The organism is Halapricum salinum, assembly GCF_004799665.1.
GTDB classification, from domain to species: domain Archaea; phylum Halobacteriota; class Halobacteria; order Halobacteriales; family Haloarculaceae; genus Halapricum; species Halapricum salinum.
On sequence record NZ_CP031310.1, the window covers coordinates 2,943,328 to 2,958,554 of the forward strand.

Genomic DNA, 15,227 nt, shown 5'->3' on the forward strand with positions numbered 1-15,227 from the left:
TCGCCCGCCTGTAGAGATATGGCAACGTGGGGCACGCGCCTGTTCGCGGTCGGCTGCGTCGCGGTGCTGGTCGTCGCGAGTGTCTTCGGGAGCGGGCTGCTCGCGCTGACGGCACCCTTCAGTGGGACCGCCTGGGAGACGGTCGATCGCGGCGAGCGAACTGTCGAGACGCCGTACGGGCCGGCGACGGTGACCTACGTTCGTCACGGCGTCCCGCACGTCGAGGCGGATTCGACCGAGGCACTGTACTTCGCGATCGGGTATACGCAGGCCCGGGATCGGCTCTTCCAGATGGACCTGTTCAGGCGACAGATGGCGGGAAACCTCTCGACAGTCGCTGGCGAGGCCACCGTCGAGAGCGACCGTTTCCACCGGCAGATGGACTTCGAGAGCGCGGCCGAGACACAGTGGGAGCGCCTGCAGGGGACCGAAGTCGAAGAGCCACTGCAAGCCTATACCGCAGGCGTCAACACGTACATGGATCGCGGAACACTCCCACTGGAGTTCCGGTTGAACGACTACCGACCCACGGAGTGGACGCCGGCGGACACGCTGCTTGTCGGCAAGCGCGCGACCTGGGGACTCTCCGGGGAGTTCTCTGACCTCCGGCGGGCAACGGTTCGAAACCGGGTTCCTAATGCGTCCGAGCTGTATCCCGATCAGCTCGATCATAATTCGAGCATTTTCGAACTCGCACGCGAGGGGCGGACGGACAGTCCGGCGACGAATCGGCCCACCGGAGCGACTACCGACCGTGAGAGTGCAGCCGACTACGGCGCGCTCTACGACTCGCTGGCCCGCTACGAGCGGGGACAGGGAATCGGATCGAACAACTGGGTCGTCTCTGGAAACCGATCGGCGACGGGCGAGCCGATGCTGGCGAACGATCCCCACCTTCAGTTGTTCGCGCCGCCCGTGTGGTACGAGATGCAGCTGTCGGGTCCCGAGACGGAGATTCGCGGCGTCGCCTTCCCGGGCGTCCCGATGCCGTTGATCGGCCAGACCGACGAGGTCGCCTGGGGGATCACCAACGTCGGCGCGGACGTGACCGACCTCTATCGCTACGAGTGGCGCGGCCAGCAGTACTACCACGATGGGGAGTGGCAGAACGCGACCGTCGAGACCGAGACCATCGACGTTCGAGACGGGCCGGACGAGACGGTCGAGATCCGCAAGACGGTCCACGGGCCGGTGCTCGAACGCGAGGACCAGACGGTCGCCGTCTCCTGGCTCGGGCTGACCGGCACGCGCGAGCCACTGGCGTTCTACGGGTTCGGTCAGGCCGACGGGATGGACGAGTTCCGCGACTCGCTGCGGAACTTCGATATTCCCGCTTCCAGTATCGTCGCCATGAGCGACGACGGTCAGACCTTCTATCGACCGTCGGGGACGTATCCCATTCGCCGGACGAACGGGACGGTCGTCCGGGGTGATCGGGTCTTCAACGGCTCGGCCGACGAGGGGACCTGGCGCGGGTTCGAGCCCTACGACACCTCGAATCTCACTGGCACGGGCTTCGTCGACTACGAGCGGGTGCCCCGCATCGAGAACCCGGAGGCCATGGGCACGGCCAACCAGCGGGTGGCGGACGATCTCGACTTCTATCTGGGGACGAGTAGCCACTTCGCCGACTCCTACCGCGGCCAGCGCGTCGACGAGATGCTCGAATCGAGTCTGGAGGACGGCGAGATCACCCGCGAAGAGATGCGAGCCATGCAACGGGACACCCGCTCGCTGGCGGCCGAGCAGTTTGTCCCGATCGCGCTGAACGCCACGGACGAGATGTCCGACGAGGCTCGTCGGGCCACCCAGCAACTCGACTCGTGGGACTACGAGATGCGCAAAGGGTCCCGGGCGGCGCTGGTGTACGATCGCTGGCTCACCCACTACCGGAACGAGACCTTCAGTGACGAGTTCTATCCCAACGGCCTCGACGAAAGTTACTATCCCCACGACTGGACACTCGGGAGGTTGCCCGCCGACAGCCGGTGGTTCGACGATCGCTCGACCATCCCCGTCGAAACGCGGGTCGACATCGCGGCGCGAGCGATGAACGCCACGGTCGAGGAAATCGATCGAGAGGGCTGGGACGACTACGGCGATGTCAATCAGTTGCGGATCAATCACCCGTTCGGCGGGACCGACGCCGCAGCGTTCCTGAACTACCCCCGCCAGCCGATGGACGGCGGGCCGTACACGCTGTTCAACTTCCGAGCATCGTCGAATCCGCAGGCCGGTAGTTCCTGGCGAATGATCGTCGGGCCAGACTTCGGAATCGGCGTCCGCCCGGGCGGCAACATCGGGCATTACTGGTCGGACCACTACGTCGGCGATGATCTCCGGCGATGGCGACTCGGGGAGTATCGCCAACTCTGGACCAACCCAGGCGGCGAGCCCGACATCAGGTTCGTGGAGGGATCGGGATGACGCCACGTGAGCGAATCGGGTGGGCGCGGACCGGACCGCGGTCGGAACTCGTGACGCTGGTCGTGTTCCTCGTGGCGGTTCCGCTCGGGACTGTTCACTGGCTGGGGCTGGCCGCTGGCGGCGCGCTCGTGGGCCTGACGGCCGCCTCGACGCGGCGTGCGCTCGTGCTCGGCGTGTATCTCGGGGCCGCAGCAGTCCTCGTGTTCGTGGGCTGGTTGTGGCTCGCAGGCGTTCTGGGGAAGGCGATCGCGACAGGGCAACTGTTCGGTGCCTCGCTGGCAATCGCGTTCGTCTTTCCGATTCTGGGGGCCGCTGTCCGCGGGTTCGGGTGACGATCGCGCACCGTCTCTCGCGAAGTCACATTCCTGTCAGCTTGGCAAGCGAATAAGTAGTCTCCAGACGGAGTTTTAGATGGTGTGTTACCGATGTCCAAACAGATCCTGATGATCGTCGGCGATTTCGGGGAAGACTACGAGATCATGGTGCCGTTCCAGGCGCTGCAGGCAGTCGGCCACGAGGTCCACGCGGTTTGTCCGGAGAAAGAGGAGGGCGAGACAGTCAAGACAGCCATCCACGACTTCCGCGGGGATCAGACGTATCTGGAAGAGCGCGGTCACGACTTCCAGGTGACGGCGACGATGGCAGACGTGGAACCGAGCGACTACGACGCGCTCGTGGTTCCGGGCGGACGTGCCCCCGAGTATCTCCGGGGCTACGAGGAAGTACTCGACGCGGTTCGACACTTCTTCGAGGCTGACAAGCCTGTGGCGGCTATCTGTCACGGCCCGCAGATCCTCGCTGCGGCGGGCGTGCTGGATGGCTACGAGATGACAGCCTATCCCGCGGTCCAGCCCGAGGTCGAGGCCGCCGGATGTTCGTGGGTCGACGAGGTGACGACCGACGGGAATCTCGTGACGGCCCAGGCCTGGCCGGACCACCCCGAGTGGATCGCCCAGTTCCTCGACGTGCTGGGGACCGAGATCGAGCACGGTGCAGTTGCTGCCGCAGATGACTAGCTTTGTCGACGGCGGCACGGCTGCGCGTTGATGCGCAGCCAGTCCAGCCGGGAGAAGTGCGTTGTCGACGGCCGACACGGCCGCGCTTTCATGGGCGAACAGTCCAGCCGGGAGACATGCCCTGTCGACGGCCGGCTCGTAAACACGACCACCAACTGTTCAGGCGACGATCCGGTAGACGGCACCTGAATCGCCGCTCGGCCCGGACCGGTTCGTGGTACAGATGACGAGTTCCCCGTTGTGCATTCGCCCGAGTGCAAGTGCGTTCTGGGGCACGTCGCCGCCGTCGCGCTGGAGGTCCACGACCGAGGTGTTCCAGAGACCATCCTCTCGTTCCTCGGCGGCGTAGAGCTGCCCGTTGAGTATCCAGTCTGCGAAGACGAACGTCCCGTCGAGATCGGGGAACAACGCGCCACGATAGCGATAACCGCCGATGACGGCCGCGCCGTTGGGTGGGTCGCCGCCGTGGTCGTACTCGACGATCGGATCACGCAGACGGGTTCCATCGGGCGTCTCGCGCGGACAGTTCTGCGCGTCGTAGCAGTGGGTCGCCTCGCGGACGTTCCAGCCGTAGTTGCCGCCCGCCTCGACGAGATTGACTTCCTCGTACTGATTCTGGCCGACGTCAGCGGCGTACAGGTCTTCGCCGTCGAAAGACATTCGCCAGGGGTTGCGCAGACCCCACGCGTAGTGTTCGTCCAGGCCTGCCTGCCCGACGAGCGGATTGCCCGGCGGAATCGCGTAGGGTAGTTCATCGTCGCGATCGTCGACGTTGATCCGGAGGATACTCCCCAGGAGGTTCGACTCGACGTCCTGGCCGTTGCCGCCCTGGTTCGCGTCGTACCAGTCGCTGACGTGGCCCCTACCCCTGTCGCCAGCGCCGCCGCCGTCGCCGACGGCGACGTAACAGTAGCCGTCGGGGCCGAACGCGACTGCACCGGCGTTGTGATTCGATTGGGGCTGCGGGATTTCGAGGAGCGTGCGCTCGGAGTCGAGCGGGACGGTCGTCCCGGCAGGATCCATCGTGAACTCAGAGAGGACGAAAGTGTGGCTGTAGTTCGACGGCGTCCCAGGGCGGGAGGGCGCGCTGTAGCGGACGTAGAGTTGTCCGTTCGCCGGGAAATCGGGATGAAACGCCAGTCCGAGCAGGCCGCGCTCGTCGTACCCTTGATTGAGGTCGACCATTCGATCACGGACGTCCAGCAGCGGCGTCTCTCGAAGACCGGATTCCTCGTGCAGCCAGACCCGCCCGTCCTGGTCGACGATGGCGGCCTCGTCTGTCCGGCCAGGGATCGGCTCGAATCCAACTGGTGCGGCGAAGCCGCTGGCGAGCTGGCGGAGCTGTACGGAGTCGGGGATCGAATCCGGAGGCGGCGTGTGCGTCGCGATGTCCGTGGTCGAGGGCGGCTGTTCCTCGCTACACCCCGCGACCCCGAGCGCGAGACACCCACCGCCCAGGCGAAGGAACCGTCGGCGTGATAGCATATCCCTACTCGGGGTCGGAACAACCCAAAGCGTTTCGCCGGTCAGAGGTCGCTCGACTCGACCGGCGCGTACCGGACGATGGCGTCGAAGTGGTCGTCGGCAGGCGTCTCGCCGCTGGTGATTCCCCTATCGGTCTCGAACCGCTCGCGGACGAACGACCGGGCGACGAGCGCCATCCGGCCGTCGTGACCCTCGTCGAGTCGCGACTGGGCGGCCTCCAGCAGGTGCGTCCCGGCGACGACGTCGAACACGAGGTCCGCGAGGCGCTTGGCTTCGTACTGGGCTTCGCGCCGCTCGGCTGTGGCGAGATGTGCGAGTGCCGTCTGCAGATCGGCGAACGCGCTCTCGACGGTACCGGCAGTCGGAAGCAACGCCTCACGCTCGATCTCGTTCAGGCGCGTTCGGACGTGCGGGAGGAGCGCCTCGTGAGCGTCCTCCCGATCGAGCGCCCTGAGGACATCCAGCGAGAGAATGTTCGAGGTCCCCTCCCAGATCGGCAGGACCTGGGCGTCTCGGAGCATGCGCTCGGTGACGAATCCCTCGACGTAGCCGTTTCCTCCCAGGACCTCGCAGGCATACGACGCCGTCTCGACGGCCTGTCGGGCCGTGCGATACTTCGCAATCGGCGTCAGCAAGCGCACCAGTTGGTAGGCTCGCCGTTGCTCGTCGCTGCCGTCGGGCGCTGCTCGCCGGTCGTCGAGCGCCCCGGCGGCGGCGAAGACGAACGCGATGGCGGCCTCGTGATCGACGGCCATCTCGATCAGATCCCGACGCATGAGCGGGTACTGGTCGATCGTTTCGCCGAAGGCTTCCCTGTTGGCGGCGTGGATCTTGCTCTCCAGCAGGCAGCGACCGACGATCCCGATCGAGGCGAAGGCGTTGTGGAGGCGCTCGAGATTGAGCATCTCGGTCATGTATTTGAACCCGCGTTCGGGTTCGCCGACGAGATACCCCGTCGCGCCCTCGAAGACCACCTCGCCCGTGGGGACGCTGATCGTCCCGAGTTTGTCCTTCAGGCGGCGATAGGTCTGATCGTTGAGCGAGTCGTCGTCGAGCGTGTGCGGAACCAGAAAGAGCGAGAGTCCGCTGGTCCCCTTGGGTGCGTCGGGACGGCGAGCCAGCGCGAGCGTGCCCTGGGCGTCGATGTTCGAGCAGAACCACTTCTCGCCGGAGAGTCGATACGTGCCGTCGTCGGCCTGTTCGGCGACGGTTTCGTTCGCGCCGACGTCACTGCCACCTTGCTTTTCGGTGAGGAACATCGCGCCTTCGATCACGTTCTCGTAGTCCCGGGCAGTGAGGCCGTGGAAGTACGAGTCGAGATCACCATCGTCGAACCGATCGAGGACGAGTGCGACGCCACCGGTCATCGCAACGGGACAGGCAAAGCCCGGGTCGGCGTACGACAGCAGGCCGTTCATCAGGAGATGATGGGTGAGTCCGAGACGCTCGTTCCGGTCGGGCGGTGGCCGAAAGGAGTCGGCGACGATCCCGTGTTCGTAGGCCAGCCGTTCGTTCTCGAACTGTTTCGGGTGGTACTCGACGTCGTTGGCCCGGTCGCCGTGTCTGTCGTAGGTGTGCAGTTGCGGGCCGTGGCGGTCGATCACGTCGGCGTTGTCGGCGATCGTGGTCCCGACGATCTCGCCCCACTCGTCCAGACGCCCCCGTGCCCACTCGAAGTCCGCGTCGGAGTACGTGCGTTCGGCCGCGAACCTGAGCGAGCGATCCAGTCGCCAGTAGTTGCACTCCCGAGCGGCCTCGAACTGACTGTAGTCGATCGGTGTCTCCATCGGTAGACGTGTCCTGTGATATCTGTTGACAGGCCGGCCTCGATAATAAACGCTCGCCAAGATGACACAGCCGGAATCGCAAGACGTGATTTAAACAGCTGAAAACAAAACTATCGTTCAAACACCCAACAACAGGTAAGTTTCTAAACGCGAATAGTTTTTTAGGGTGGTATCCGAACGTATGTGACGTCATGGTAGACAAAGCCGACCTTCGCGAACAGTTCGAGGACGCGTTCGGTGGCGCAGACTATCCGATCTCGAGTCCGATGGACCTCGTGCCGGCGCTGCCCAACGGTCCGGGCACGAAGTTCGAGTCGGGCGAGTTCTCGATGACGGCGATGGAACTGAACACGAAACTCGGGAGCGGCAACTTCCCCTACGAGGACGTCGAGTCGTTCGTCGACGACGTGATAGCCCAGCTCGAAGACCAGGACCTGATCTAACGACAGCCTTTATTTTACCGGTCCTCCGAATTCCGGGTAGATGCTCAGCCCCGAGATGGAGGACTATCTGAAGACGATCTACGAGCACCAGCGCGAGACCGAGGGGCCAGTCTCCACGTCTGCGATCGCCGAGAGCATGGACGTGACGCCGCCGACGGCCACGAGCATGATGGAGAAGCTCGAAGACCGCGGCTTCGTCGAGCGCGAGAAGTACAAGGGCGTTCGACTTAGCGACGAAGGCCAGACCATCGCGATCGAGGTGATTCGCCACCACCGACTGCTCGAAACCTATCTGACCGAGAAACTGGGCTTCGACTGGGCGGAGGTCCACGACGAGGCCGACCGGCTCGAACACCACATCTCCGAGGAGTTCGAACGCCGCGTCGCCGCGAAGCTGGGCGAGCCGGATGTCGACCCGCACGGCGACCCTATCCCGAGCGACGCGCTCGAACCCGTCAACGAGGCCGCTGGTACAGTGCTGAGCGAGTGCGAGGAGGGAGACGTCGTCGAGGTCAATCGTGTCAGAGACCGCGACCCGGACGAACTCGAATATCTGGACAAGGTCGGAATCGTCCCGGGGACGACGCTCACTGTCGTCGAGATAGCCCCGATCGGGATGGTGGAGATCGAACTCGACGACGGCTCGACGGTCTCGTTACCCGAGCACGTCGCCGCGACGATCCGCGTGGTCGGGTCGTCCTGAACGCTTTTCAGGGAGAGGCGTGACCACGAAGTATGGCACCGATTCGCCGCCTCGTCCTCGACGTGTTGAAACCCCACGAGCCATCGCTGACTGATCTGGGCCGCCGGATCGCCGACGTCGACGGCGTCCGCGGCTGTAACTGTGGACTCGTCGAGATCGACAAGAAAGTGATCAACGTCAAACTCACTGTCGAAGGCGACGGCATCGACGAGGATGGGGTCGTCGAGGTGATCGAGAGCCACGGCGGGACGATCCACTCTGTCGACGAAGTCGCCACTGGCGAGGAACTGATCGAGGCCAGTCAGACGCCCCAGGACTGATCATGGGACTCATCGAGCGGTTGAAGACGACGCTGGCGGGCGATGACGCGATGTCCAGACGCTACTTCGTCTCCAACGGCTTCGACGGGACGCTGACCGGAATCGGCGTCGCCGTCGGCGCGTATCTCTCGGGCGTACCGACGGGACTGATCGCGATCAAGATCGGTCTCGGCGCAGCCGTCGGTCTCGGTACCTCCGGCGTCTGGAGCGTCTGGGAGATCGAGCGCGCCGAGCGCCGGATCGAACGCATGGAACTCGAAGAGCACATGCTCGAATCCCTCGACGGCACCTGGATCGCAGACCAGCACGTCGAGACCAGGCGGATCAACGCTGTGCTCAGCGGACTCGGGCCGATCATCGGCGTCCTCGTCCCGATGTCGGCGTATCTGCTGGAGGCGGCGTTCCTCACGATGCTGGAAGCGACGCTGCTGGCGATTGCCCTCGGCGTCGCGTTGCTGTTCGTCTTCGGGGCGTTCCTCGGTGATCTCTCCGAGCAACGCTGGTACGTCGCCGGATTACGAATGGGCGTGGCCGGAATCGTCGTCGCCGCGATCAACCTGCTGTTGCCTGGATAACCAAAATCTGGTCCGGTTTCGAGTTTGGATTCGAAGATTTCTGTGGATGTCTACGAGGGGGTCAAAGGGACAAACCGCATGAACAGGGACCCCGTAGTATGAAGTAATGAGTTCACGGACCACCCAACTGCAGCTAGAGGGGATGAGCTGTGCGAACTGCGCAGCGACGATCGAAGACGCCGTGGGCGACCTGAACGGCGTGTCCTCGGTGTCAGCCAACTACGCGACCGACGAGGGCACGGTCGAGTACGAACCCAACGTGGTCTCGCTCGGCCGGATCTTCGCTGCGATCGAGGACGCGGGCTACGAGGTGGCAAGCGAGACGGTGACGATCGCGATTACGGACATGTCCTGTGCGAACTGTGCGGAGACCAGTGAGTCGTCGCTCGAACGCACACCTGGTGTGGTCGAGGCCGACGTCAACTTCGCGACCGACGAGGCGCAGGTCCGGTACAACCCCGCAGACGTCGGGATGGCGGATCTCTACGAAGCGATCGAGAACGCCGGCTACACGCCGGTCCGGGAGGACGACGGTGACGAGGAACTATCGAGTCAGGAGCGCCAGGACATCGCGCGGACGGCGGAGATCCGCCACCAGCGCAACCTCACACTGTTCGGGGCGGTACTGTCGCTGCCGTTGCTGCTCTTTATGGCCGACCACCTGTTCGAACTCGGTGTCGTCCCCGAGACAGTCGCGGGCGTCTCGGTCGGCTGGGTCGCGTTCGCGCTCGCGACGCCCGTGCAGGTCCTCCTCGGGCGGCAGTTCTACGAGAACTCCTACAACGCACTGGTGAACAACCGCAGGGCCAACATGGACGTCCTGATCGCGATGGGGTCGTCGACGGCCTACCTCTACTCCGTCGCCGTCCTCGTCGGGCTGATCGCCAGCGAGGGACTGTACTTCGACACTGCAGCGCTGATCCTGGTGTTCATCACGCTCGGGAACTACCTGGAGGCTCGCTCGAAGGGCCAGGCCAGCGACGCGCTCCGGGAGTTACTCGAACTGGAGGCCGACACGGCGACGGTGGTTCGTGAGGACGGCTCGGAAGCAGAGATCCCCCTCGAAGACGTCGAGGTGGGCGACCGCCTGAAGGTCCGGCCGGGCGAGCAGATCCCGACCGACGGCGAGGTCGTCGACGGCGAGAGCGCGGTCGACGAGTCGATGGTCACCGGCGAGTCCGTCCCCGTCGAGAAGAGCGAGGGCGACGAAGTGATCGGCTCGACCATCAACGAGAACGGCGTGCTCGTCGTCGAGGCGACGAAGGTCGGCTCGGAGACGGCGATCCAGCAGATCGTCCAGCGCGTCAAGGAGGCCCAGTCGCGCCAGCCGGAGATCCAGAACGTCGCCGATCGGATCTCGGCGTACTTCGTACCCGCAGTGATCGTCAACGCGCTCCTGTGGGGGACGCTCTGGTACACCTTCCCCGAGACGCTGGGCGGGTTCGTCGACGCGCTCCCGCTCTGGGGACTCGTCGCCGGTGGGCCGACGATCCTGGGCGGGGCGATCCCGCTCTTCGAGTTCTCGGTGATCGTCTTCGCCTCGGCGGTCCTGATCGCCTGTCCGTGTGCCCTCGGGCTCGCGACGCCGGCGGCGACCATGGTCGGAACGTCGATCGGCGCGCGGAACGGCGTCCTGTTCAAGGGCGGGGACATCCTCGAACGCGTCCGCGACGTCGATACCGTCGTCTTCGACAAGACGGGGACGCTGACCGAAGGCGAGATGCAGTTGACCGACGTGGTCGCGCTCCCGCAGGCCGACGGTGGGGAACTGGTAGCCGGCCACGAGGTCGACGAGTCGTTCGTACTCGAAGTCGCCGCCAGCGCCGAGCGCGGCAGCGAACACCCGCTCGCGAAGGCGATCGTCGAAGGCGCACGCGAGCGCGGGATCGATCCCGAAGAACCCGACTCCTTCGAGAACGTGCCCGGCCACGGCGTGAGAGCGACGACCAGCGACGGCGAGGTGCTGGTCGGCAACCGAAAACTGCTCGAAGACGAGGGCGTCGATCCTTCGCCCGCGGACGACGCGATGGAGCGCCTCGAATCGGAGGGCAAGACCGCGATGCTCGTCAGTCTGGACGGCGACCTGATCGGCGTGCTCGCCGACGCCGACACCGTCAAAGAGAGCGCGAAGCAGGCCGTCTCGGATCTCCGGGCGCGGGGCGTCGACGTCTGGATGCTCACCGGCGACAACGAGCGGACGGCCCGCGCGGTCGCCGAGCAAGTGGGAATCGACCCCGAGAACGTGATGGCCGAAGTCTTGCCCGACGAGAAGGCCGACGCTGTCGAGGAGATCCAGGACGACGGATCCAGGGCGATGATGGTCGGCGACGGCGTCAACGACGCGCCCGCGCTGGCTGCCGCCTACGTCGGGACCGCCATCGGCAGCGGGACCGACGTGGCAATCGAGGCCGCCGACGTCACGCTGATGCGCGACGACCCCGCGGACGTGCTCAAGTCGATCCGAATTTCGGAGGCCACCCTCCAGAAGATCAAGCAGAACCTCTTCTGGGCGCTGGGATACAACACCGTGATGATCCCGCTGGCGAGTCTTGGTCTGCTCCAGCCCGTGCTCGCGGCGGCCGCGATGGCCGCCTCTAGCGTCTCGGTGCTGACGAACAGTTTGCTGTTTCGCGGGTACGAACCCGACGAGGACTACTCGTTGCTAGGGCTGTAACCGCTGCGCGGAACGTAGGGCCACCCCTCGGCGAGTCGACATCGCTTCGCGCGGTGGTGTCGTTAAAGCGGTAGCGGGTGAGGCGGTGGAACGGAACCGGTGGATCCCCCGGAGCCTGTCCAGAGCGTCCCCCAACGACCGTCGAGGCGTCCTCTGAGGAAATCGCGGTCCGTTCCGAGTCATGTCGTCGCTACCGGACCGAGTTCAGTGAATTTGCTTGTCAGAGGCGATGTTCACCGAATCCGGCATCTGACGATAGGAGCATCTGCATGATAAGTTGTAACTATTTTAACGAGATTCGAACGTTTGAGGAACTGAGTGACAGCGCTTGCGGTGGCACGAGATCGATTGAGAATAGTCGTCATCTGGCAAGTGCGGGTCGCCACGACACTTCGAAGGCTACCGTCTCGGTAGCCCCAGCACGCGGAACCAGTGAGGTTGGGACCATCCCTGAATCGCGTGCCATCTGGTACTCTGACTGCGTCCCTCTTAATGCTGTTGTGATTATTTGAGTTAACATCTAGAACAAACGTCGCGTCTGGGGTACGACGGGGCGATCGAATACCGAAGAATTAGAATCCGAATAGAAACGAGTCTGGATAATCCAGCAGAAACCCATTTCCGTCTGCCAGAGAAACCTCTCATTGCTACTGGAGAATCCGGTAGCGAGGTTGGGACCCTATGCACGACCTATCAACAGATCCGCAGCCGGTCGAATTACTACAACAGCTCGGCTTGAAAGAGTACGAGGCGAAATCCTTCGTCGCGCTCTCGCGAGTCGAACATGGCACTGCGAAAGATATCAGTGACCTCTCTGAGGTTCCGCGAACGCGCGTCTACGACGCAGTCCGCGTTCTGGAATCGAAAGGGCTCGTCGAAGTCCAACACTCGAGCCCACAGGTGTTTCGTGCTGTCCCAGTCGACGAGGCCGTCGAGACGCTCGAAGCCGAATACCGTGAGCGCTTCGAGTCACTCCGAACCGAGCTGAGAGGACTCGAGCCGGCAGACCACACTGACGGTGAGCAGATCGCCCACGAGGTCTGGTCACTCAGCGGGACAGCAGCCATCGCCAATCGAGTCACCGCGAGCATCGAAGCGGCGACCGACGAGATTCTGATGATCATCGGTAACGAGGAAATCTTCACCGAGGAGCTGTCCGCAGCACTCGAACAGGCCCAGAAAAGCGGTGTCGAGATCATCCTCGGAGCGATTACTCCCGAACTGCAAACGACGATTCGGTCTCGACTCCCGCAGGCCGAAGTCTTCGTGACGGGACTGGAGTGGTTGCGTGGGTTGCCCGAAGTCGAGGATACGACGGAGATCGGTCGTCTGCTCCTGATCGACCGATCGAAGATCCTCGTGAGCACGTACTACGAAAATCATGACGAGGCACCAGCGAGAGAGGTCGCTGTCTTCGGAACCGGGTTTCACAACGGTGTCGTCACGATCGTGCGGCGGATCCTCGCTATCGGATTCTCCCAACAACCTCTCAGCGGAGAGTAGGGCTCGTCAACGGCGTATCCATCGGTTACACTCGCTCGCGGTGGGAGAGACGATGTCCGGAATGCCGGTCAGACCAGTAGCTGAATGTCTGCCTCGGCCATGTCCTGAATCGCCGTCGCCGCGCCGACGCCGGTTCTGACGCCGTCGTAGAAGTCGTCCTCGTCGTAGTCCAGCAGGTCGATCGTCATCTGGCAGGCCTGGAATTCGACACCCATATCCAGCGAGGTTTCGATCAGTTCCTCGATGGTCGCGGTGTCGTTGCCGTCGATTTTCCGTTCCATCATCGAGGTCGTCACGCGGTCCATCCCCGGCAACGCGGCGACGACGTTCGGGACGGGCATGTTCGGATTGCCGACCGAACTCAGTTTGAGGTTCTTCGAGTGCTCCTCGTGGAGGATATCGAGTCCCCAGAAGGTGTGAAAGACCGTCACGTCGTACCCGAACGCGGCGGCCGTGCTCGCGAGGATCAACGGCGGGTAGGCCATGTCGAGGGTGCCTTTCGTCGCGATGATGGACATCTTCTGTCCGTCGTCGCCCGTCTCGGCTTCGACGTCGCTCAACCGCGATTCGAGTTCCTCGACGCGGGCTTGCAGTTCCGCACGCGACAGCTGTTCCGTCTCGTCCTCGACAGGCGGTGTATCAGTACTCATCGTCACTCGACGCGGACGTAGTGAGTGTAGACCGTCTCGCCGTCCATCTCGGTCTGGTCCTGTTCGAGTAGCGCGACGCCGTCGGTCGAGTCGGCCCAGCCACCGAGGTCGCTCTCGCTCCCGGGATCGGTCGCCAGCACCTCCAGCACGTCGCCGCTCTCGAGGTCGTCGACCGACTGCTTGGTCTTGACGACCGGCATCGGGCAGTTCTGTCCGCGCACGTCCAGCGTCTCAGTCGTTGTGAACTCCTGTGTCATGGTTCTATTTTGGGCGTGGTGCACAATATTGCGGGCGTATACAAAAGTTTGTTGCTTGGTGGATATCGCGAATTACTATAGCTACTAATCAATCAATATCCTCGCGATTAAGGGCTTTTATACCATGGTATGCGCTGTAAGCGAGAATTCCACAGACATTGGTATTGCGTTATAGATGAATTACTATCCAAACGTTTTAGTAGTCAGATCGGGTACGCACGAGTAAGACATGACGAAGCCGTTCGCACTGGACGAAGACGGAGGTATCACAGTGGTCGGTCTCCCGATGCTGGAGTGCTTTCTCGAGGGTGACGAACGACGGACCGATCAGCAGGCAGCGCGAGTGACTGACCAAACGGACGACCGATGATCGAGCCACTGCAACTCACGATCGACGCGTTGTTTCCGAACGGCGTCGGCCACTACGCGGCCGGCGGGCTGTTAATCGGCCTGGGCGTCGCAGTCATCTACGCCGGGACGGGGATCATCGCGGGCGCGAGCACGTTCCTCGAGTCGACGTGGTCGTACGTCTCCTCGGTCCCGCGACTCAACAGGCCGAGTTACGTCGCCACTCGCGACTGGCGCGTGGTCTTCACCCTCGGTATCGTCGGCGGGGCGGCGATTTACGCGCTGACGCTCGGTCCCGGCGGCTGGACGACCGACGTCCAGTGGTGGCGACTGCTCGTCGGCGGGATTCTCGTCGGCATCGGGACCCGCCTGGGCAAGGGCTGTACCTCCGGCCACGGCGTCTGTGGCGTCGGCTCGGGGTCGAACACTTCCATCCTGAACGTCGCGACGTTCATGGCGTTCGCCATCGGGACGGCACAGCTGGTCTCCGCTCTGGGGGTGGCACCGTGAGCGACCGCTCGCCCGCCTTCTACGGCGTGATCCTCGTCGGCGGCCTGATCTTCGGTTTCGGCCTCGGACTGAGCCAGATGGCCCGACCGGAGGTCGTGCTGGACTTCCTGCAGTTCGAGGACTTCGGGCTGCTGTTCGTGATGGGCGGCGGTGCGATCACGAGCGCGATCGCCTTCGCGGTCGTCCCGCGGCTGTTCGGACGCGCCCCGCTCACCGGCGAGATCTTCAGCAGACGGGACAAGTCCATGGACAAGAACGTGATCGTCGGCGGCTCGATCTTCGGCGTCGGCTGGGGGCTGTCGGGCATCTGTCCCGGCGCGGCCTACGCCAGCGTCGGCGTCGGTAACTACCCCATCCTGATCGCCATCGGCGGCATGTTCCTCGGGGCGTACGTCCACGGGCGCTGGCGGTCCTCGCGCCAGGGGACCGACGTCGGTGCCGCCACCGCCGACTGATCGGGGCGGTTCGGAATCCGCGGCTCCGCGTTTTTCGTCTGCGTTCGCTTTCCACGCGTTCGGCCAGCCGGTGC

At 63.9% G+C, this 15,227-nt stretch carries 16 protein-coding genes; 12 read left to right on the forward strand and 4 right to left on the reverse strand.

Annotated elements, in window-relative coordinates; all coding sequences use genetic code 11:
- Positions 1-18: 18 nt before the first annotated feature.
- The 3 genes from DV733_RS14445 to DV733_RS14455 all read left to right on the forward strand — a co-directional run bounded on the left by DV733_RS14445 (position 19) and on the right by DV733_RS14455 (position 3,443).
- Positions 19-2,427, forward strand: a complete 2,409-nt coding sequence (locus DV733_RS14445; protein ID WP_049992690.1) for a penicillin acylase family protein — start codon at positions 19-21, stop codon at positions 2,425-2,427.
- A complete protein-coding gene (locus DV733_RS14450) occupies positions 2,424-2,759 on the forward strand; it encodes a hypothetical protein (protein WP_049992691.1) in 336 nt (111 codons plus the stop codon). Before DV733_RS14445 ends, DV733_RS14450 begins: the two co-directional genes overlap by 4 nt.
- A 93-nt stretch (positions 2,760-2,852) precedes the next feature.
- The gene (locus DV733_RS14455) at positions 2,853-3,443 is read left to right on the forward strand and encodes a DJ-1/PfpI family protein (RefSeq protein WP_049992692.1); all 591 of its coding nucleotides are present in this window, start codon (positions 2,853-2,855) and stop codon (positions 3,441-3,443) included.
- A 159-nt stretch (positions 3,444-3,602) separates the two neighbouring features.
- Here the strand turns inward: DV733_RS14455 and DV733_RS14460 are convergent, their stop codons facing one another.
- Both DV733_RS14460 and DV733_RS14465 read right to left on the reverse strand, forming a co-directional pair.
- On the reverse strand, positions 3,603-4,928 hold the full coding sequence (locus tag DV733_RS14460; RefSeq protein ID WP_049992693.1) for a PQQ-dependent sugar dehydrogenase: 1,326 nt from the start codon (positions 4,926-4,928) through the stop codon (positions 3,603-3,605).
- 41 nt (positions 4,929-4,969) lie between these two features.
- Entirely contained in the window at positions 4,970-6,715 is a 1,746-nt protein-coding gene (locus DV733_RS14465) for an acyl-CoA dehydrogenase family protein (protein WP_049992694.1), read from the reverse strand.
- 191 nt (positions 6,716-6,906) lie between these two features.
- On the opposite strand from DV733_RS14465, the gene DV733_RS14470 reads away from it, so the two are divergent.
- From DV733_RS14470 to DV733_RS14495, 6 genes are all read left to right on the forward strand, one after another.
- On the forward strand, positions 6,907-7,158 hold the full coding sequence (locus DV733_RS14470) for an MTH865 family protein (protein ID WP_049992695.1): 252 nt from the start codon (positions 6,907-6,909) through the stop codon (positions 7,156-7,158).
- A 40-nt stretch (positions 7,159-7,198) separates the two neighbouring features.
- Positions 7,199-7,861: a metal-dependent transcriptional regulator gene (locus DV733_RS14475; RefSeq protein WP_049992696.1), complete on the forward strand. Its 663-nt coding sequence runs from the start codon at positions 7,199-7,201 to the stop codon at positions 7,859-7,861.
- 32 nt (positions 7,862-7,893) lie between these two features.
- Positions 7,894-8,181: a DUF211 domain-containing protein gene (locus tag DV733_RS14480; RefSeq protein WP_049992697.1), complete on the forward strand. Its 288-nt coding sequence runs from the start codon at positions 7,894-7,896 to the stop codon at positions 8,179-8,181.
- Positions 8,182-8,183: 2 nt separating this feature from the next.
- Positions 8,184-8,756 carry a VIT1/CCC1 transporter family protein gene (locus tag DV733_RS14485; protein WP_049992698.1) on the forward strand — a complete coding sequence of 191 codons (573 nt, stop codon included), beginning with the start codon at positions 8,184-8,186 and terminating at the stop codon, positions 8,754-8,756.
- Positions 8,757-8,862: 106 nt separating this feature from the next.
- A complete protein-coding gene (locus DV733_RS14490; protein ID WP_049992699.1) occupies positions 8,863-11,430 on the forward strand; it encodes a heavy metal translocating P-type ATPase in 2,568 nt (855 codons plus the stop codon).
- A 681-nt stretch (positions 11,431-12,111) separates the two neighbouring features.
- A complete protein-coding gene (locus DV733_RS14495) occupies positions 12,112-12,933 on the forward strand; it encodes a TrmB family transcriptional regulator (RefSeq protein WP_049992700.1) in 822 nt (273 codons plus the stop codon).
- Positions 12,934-13,001: 68 nt separating this feature from the next.
- On the opposite strand, the gene DV733_RS14500 is transcribed toward DV733_RS14495, so the two are convergent.
- Both DV733_RS14500 and DV733_RS14505 read right to left on the reverse strand, forming a co-directional pair.
- Complete coding sequence (locus tag DV733_RS14500; protein WP_049992701.1) at positions 13,002-13,583, reverse strand: DsrE/DsrF/DrsH-like family protein; 582 nt, start codon at positions 13,581-13,583, stop codon at positions 13,002-13,004.
- Positions 13,584-13,585: 2 nt separating this feature from the next.
- Positions 13,586-13,840, reverse strand: a complete 255-nt coding sequence (locus DV733_RS14505; protein WP_049992702.1) for a sulfurtransferase TusA family protein — start codon at positions 13,838-13,840, stop codon at positions 13,586-13,588.
- A 229-nt stretch (positions 13,841-14,069) separates the two neighbouring features.
- On the opposite strand from DV733_RS14505, the gene DV733_RS17175 reads away from it, so the two are divergent.
- Genes DV733_RS17175 through DV733_RS14515 form a run of 3 tightly spaced genes read left to right on the forward strand, consistent with a single transcriptional unit; the run spans position 14,070 to position 15,153 of the window.
- Positions 14,070-14,210, forward strand: coding sequence for a hypothetical protein (locus tag DV733_RS17175; protein WP_154019509.1), 141 nt, complete (start codon positions 14,070-14,072; stop codon positions 14,208-14,210).
- Positions 14,207-14,698 (forward strand): YeeE/YedE family protein, encoded by a 492-nt coding sequence (locus tag DV733_RS14510; RefSeq protein ID WP_049992703.1) that lies wholly within the window; start codon positions 14,207-14,209, stop codon positions 14,696-14,698. The genes DV733_RS17175 and DV733_RS14510 overlap by 4 nt, the downstream gene beginning before the upstream one ends.
- On the forward strand, positions 14,695-15,153 hold the full coding sequence (locus DV733_RS14515; RefSeq protein ID WP_049992704.1) for a YeeE/YedE family protein: 459 nt from the start codon (positions 14,695-14,697) through the stop codon (positions 15,151-15,153). Before DV733_RS14510 ends, DV733_RS14515 begins: the two co-directional genes overlap by 4 nt.
- Positions 15,154-15,227 lie beyond the last annotated feature (74 nt).

Excerpts from the sequence above, each read along its gene's own strand:
- DV733_RS14445 (WP_049992690.1), top strand. The coding sequence starts at position 19 with ATGGCAACGTGGGGCACGCGCCTGTTCGCGGTCGGCTGCGTCGCGGTG.
- DV733_RS14450 (WP_049992691.1), top strand. The coding sequence starts at position 2,424 with ATGACGCCACGTGAGCGAATCGGGTGGGCGCGGACCGGACCGCGGTCG.
- DV733_RS14455 (WP_049992692.1), top strand. The coding sequence starts at position 2,853 with ATGTCCAAACAGATCCTGATGATCGTCGGCGATTTCGGGGAAGACTAC.
- DV733_RS14460 (WP_049992693.1), bottom strand. The coding sequence starts at position 4,928 with ATGCTATCACGCCGACGGTTCCTTCGCCTGGGCGGTGGGTGTCTCGCG.
- DV733_RS14465 (WP_049992694.1), bottom strand. The coding sequence starts at position 6,715 with ATGGAGACACCGATCGACTACAGTCAGTTCGAGGCCGCTCGGGAGTGC.
- DV733_RS14470 (WP_049992695.1), top strand. The coding sequence starts at position 6,907 with ATGGTAGACAAAGCCGACCTTCGCGAACAGTTCGAGGACGCGTTCGGT.
- DV733_RS14475 (WP_049992696.1), top strand. The coding sequence starts at position 7,199 with ATGCTCAGCCCCGAGATGGAGGACTATCTGAAGACGATCTACGAGCAC.
- DV733_RS14480 (WP_049992697.1), top strand. The coding sequence starts at position 7,894 with ATGGCACCGATTCGCCGCCTCGTCCTCGACGTGTTGAAACCCCACGAG.
- DV733_RS14485 (WP_049992698.1), top strand. The coding sequence starts at position 8,184 with ATGGGACTCATCGAGCGGTTGAAGACGACGCTGGCGGGCGATGACGCG.
- DV733_RS14490 (WP_049992699.1), top strand. The coding sequence starts at position 8,863 with ATGAGTTCACGGACCACCCAACTGCAGCTAGAGGGGATGAGCTGTGCG.
- DV733_RS14495 (WP_049992700.1), top strand. The coding sequence starts at position 12,112 with ATGCACGACCTATCAACAGATCCGCAGCCGGTCGAATTACTACAACAG.
- DV733_RS14500 (WP_049992701.1), bottom strand. The coding sequence starts at position 13,583 with ATGAGTACTGATACACCGCCTGTCGAGGACGAGACGGAACAGCTGTCG.
- DV733_RS14505 (WP_049992702.1), bottom strand. The coding sequence starts at position 13,840 with ATGACACAGGAGTTCACAACGACTGAGACGCTGGACGTGCGCGGACAG.
- DV733_RS17175 (WP_154019509.1), top strand. The coding sequence starts at position 14,070 with ATGACGAAGCCGTTCGCACTGGACGAAGACGGAGGTATCACAGTGGTC.
- DV733_RS14510 (WP_049992703.1), top strand. The coding sequence starts at position 14,207 with ATGATCGAGCCACTGCAACTCACGATCGACGCGTTGTTTCCGAACGGC.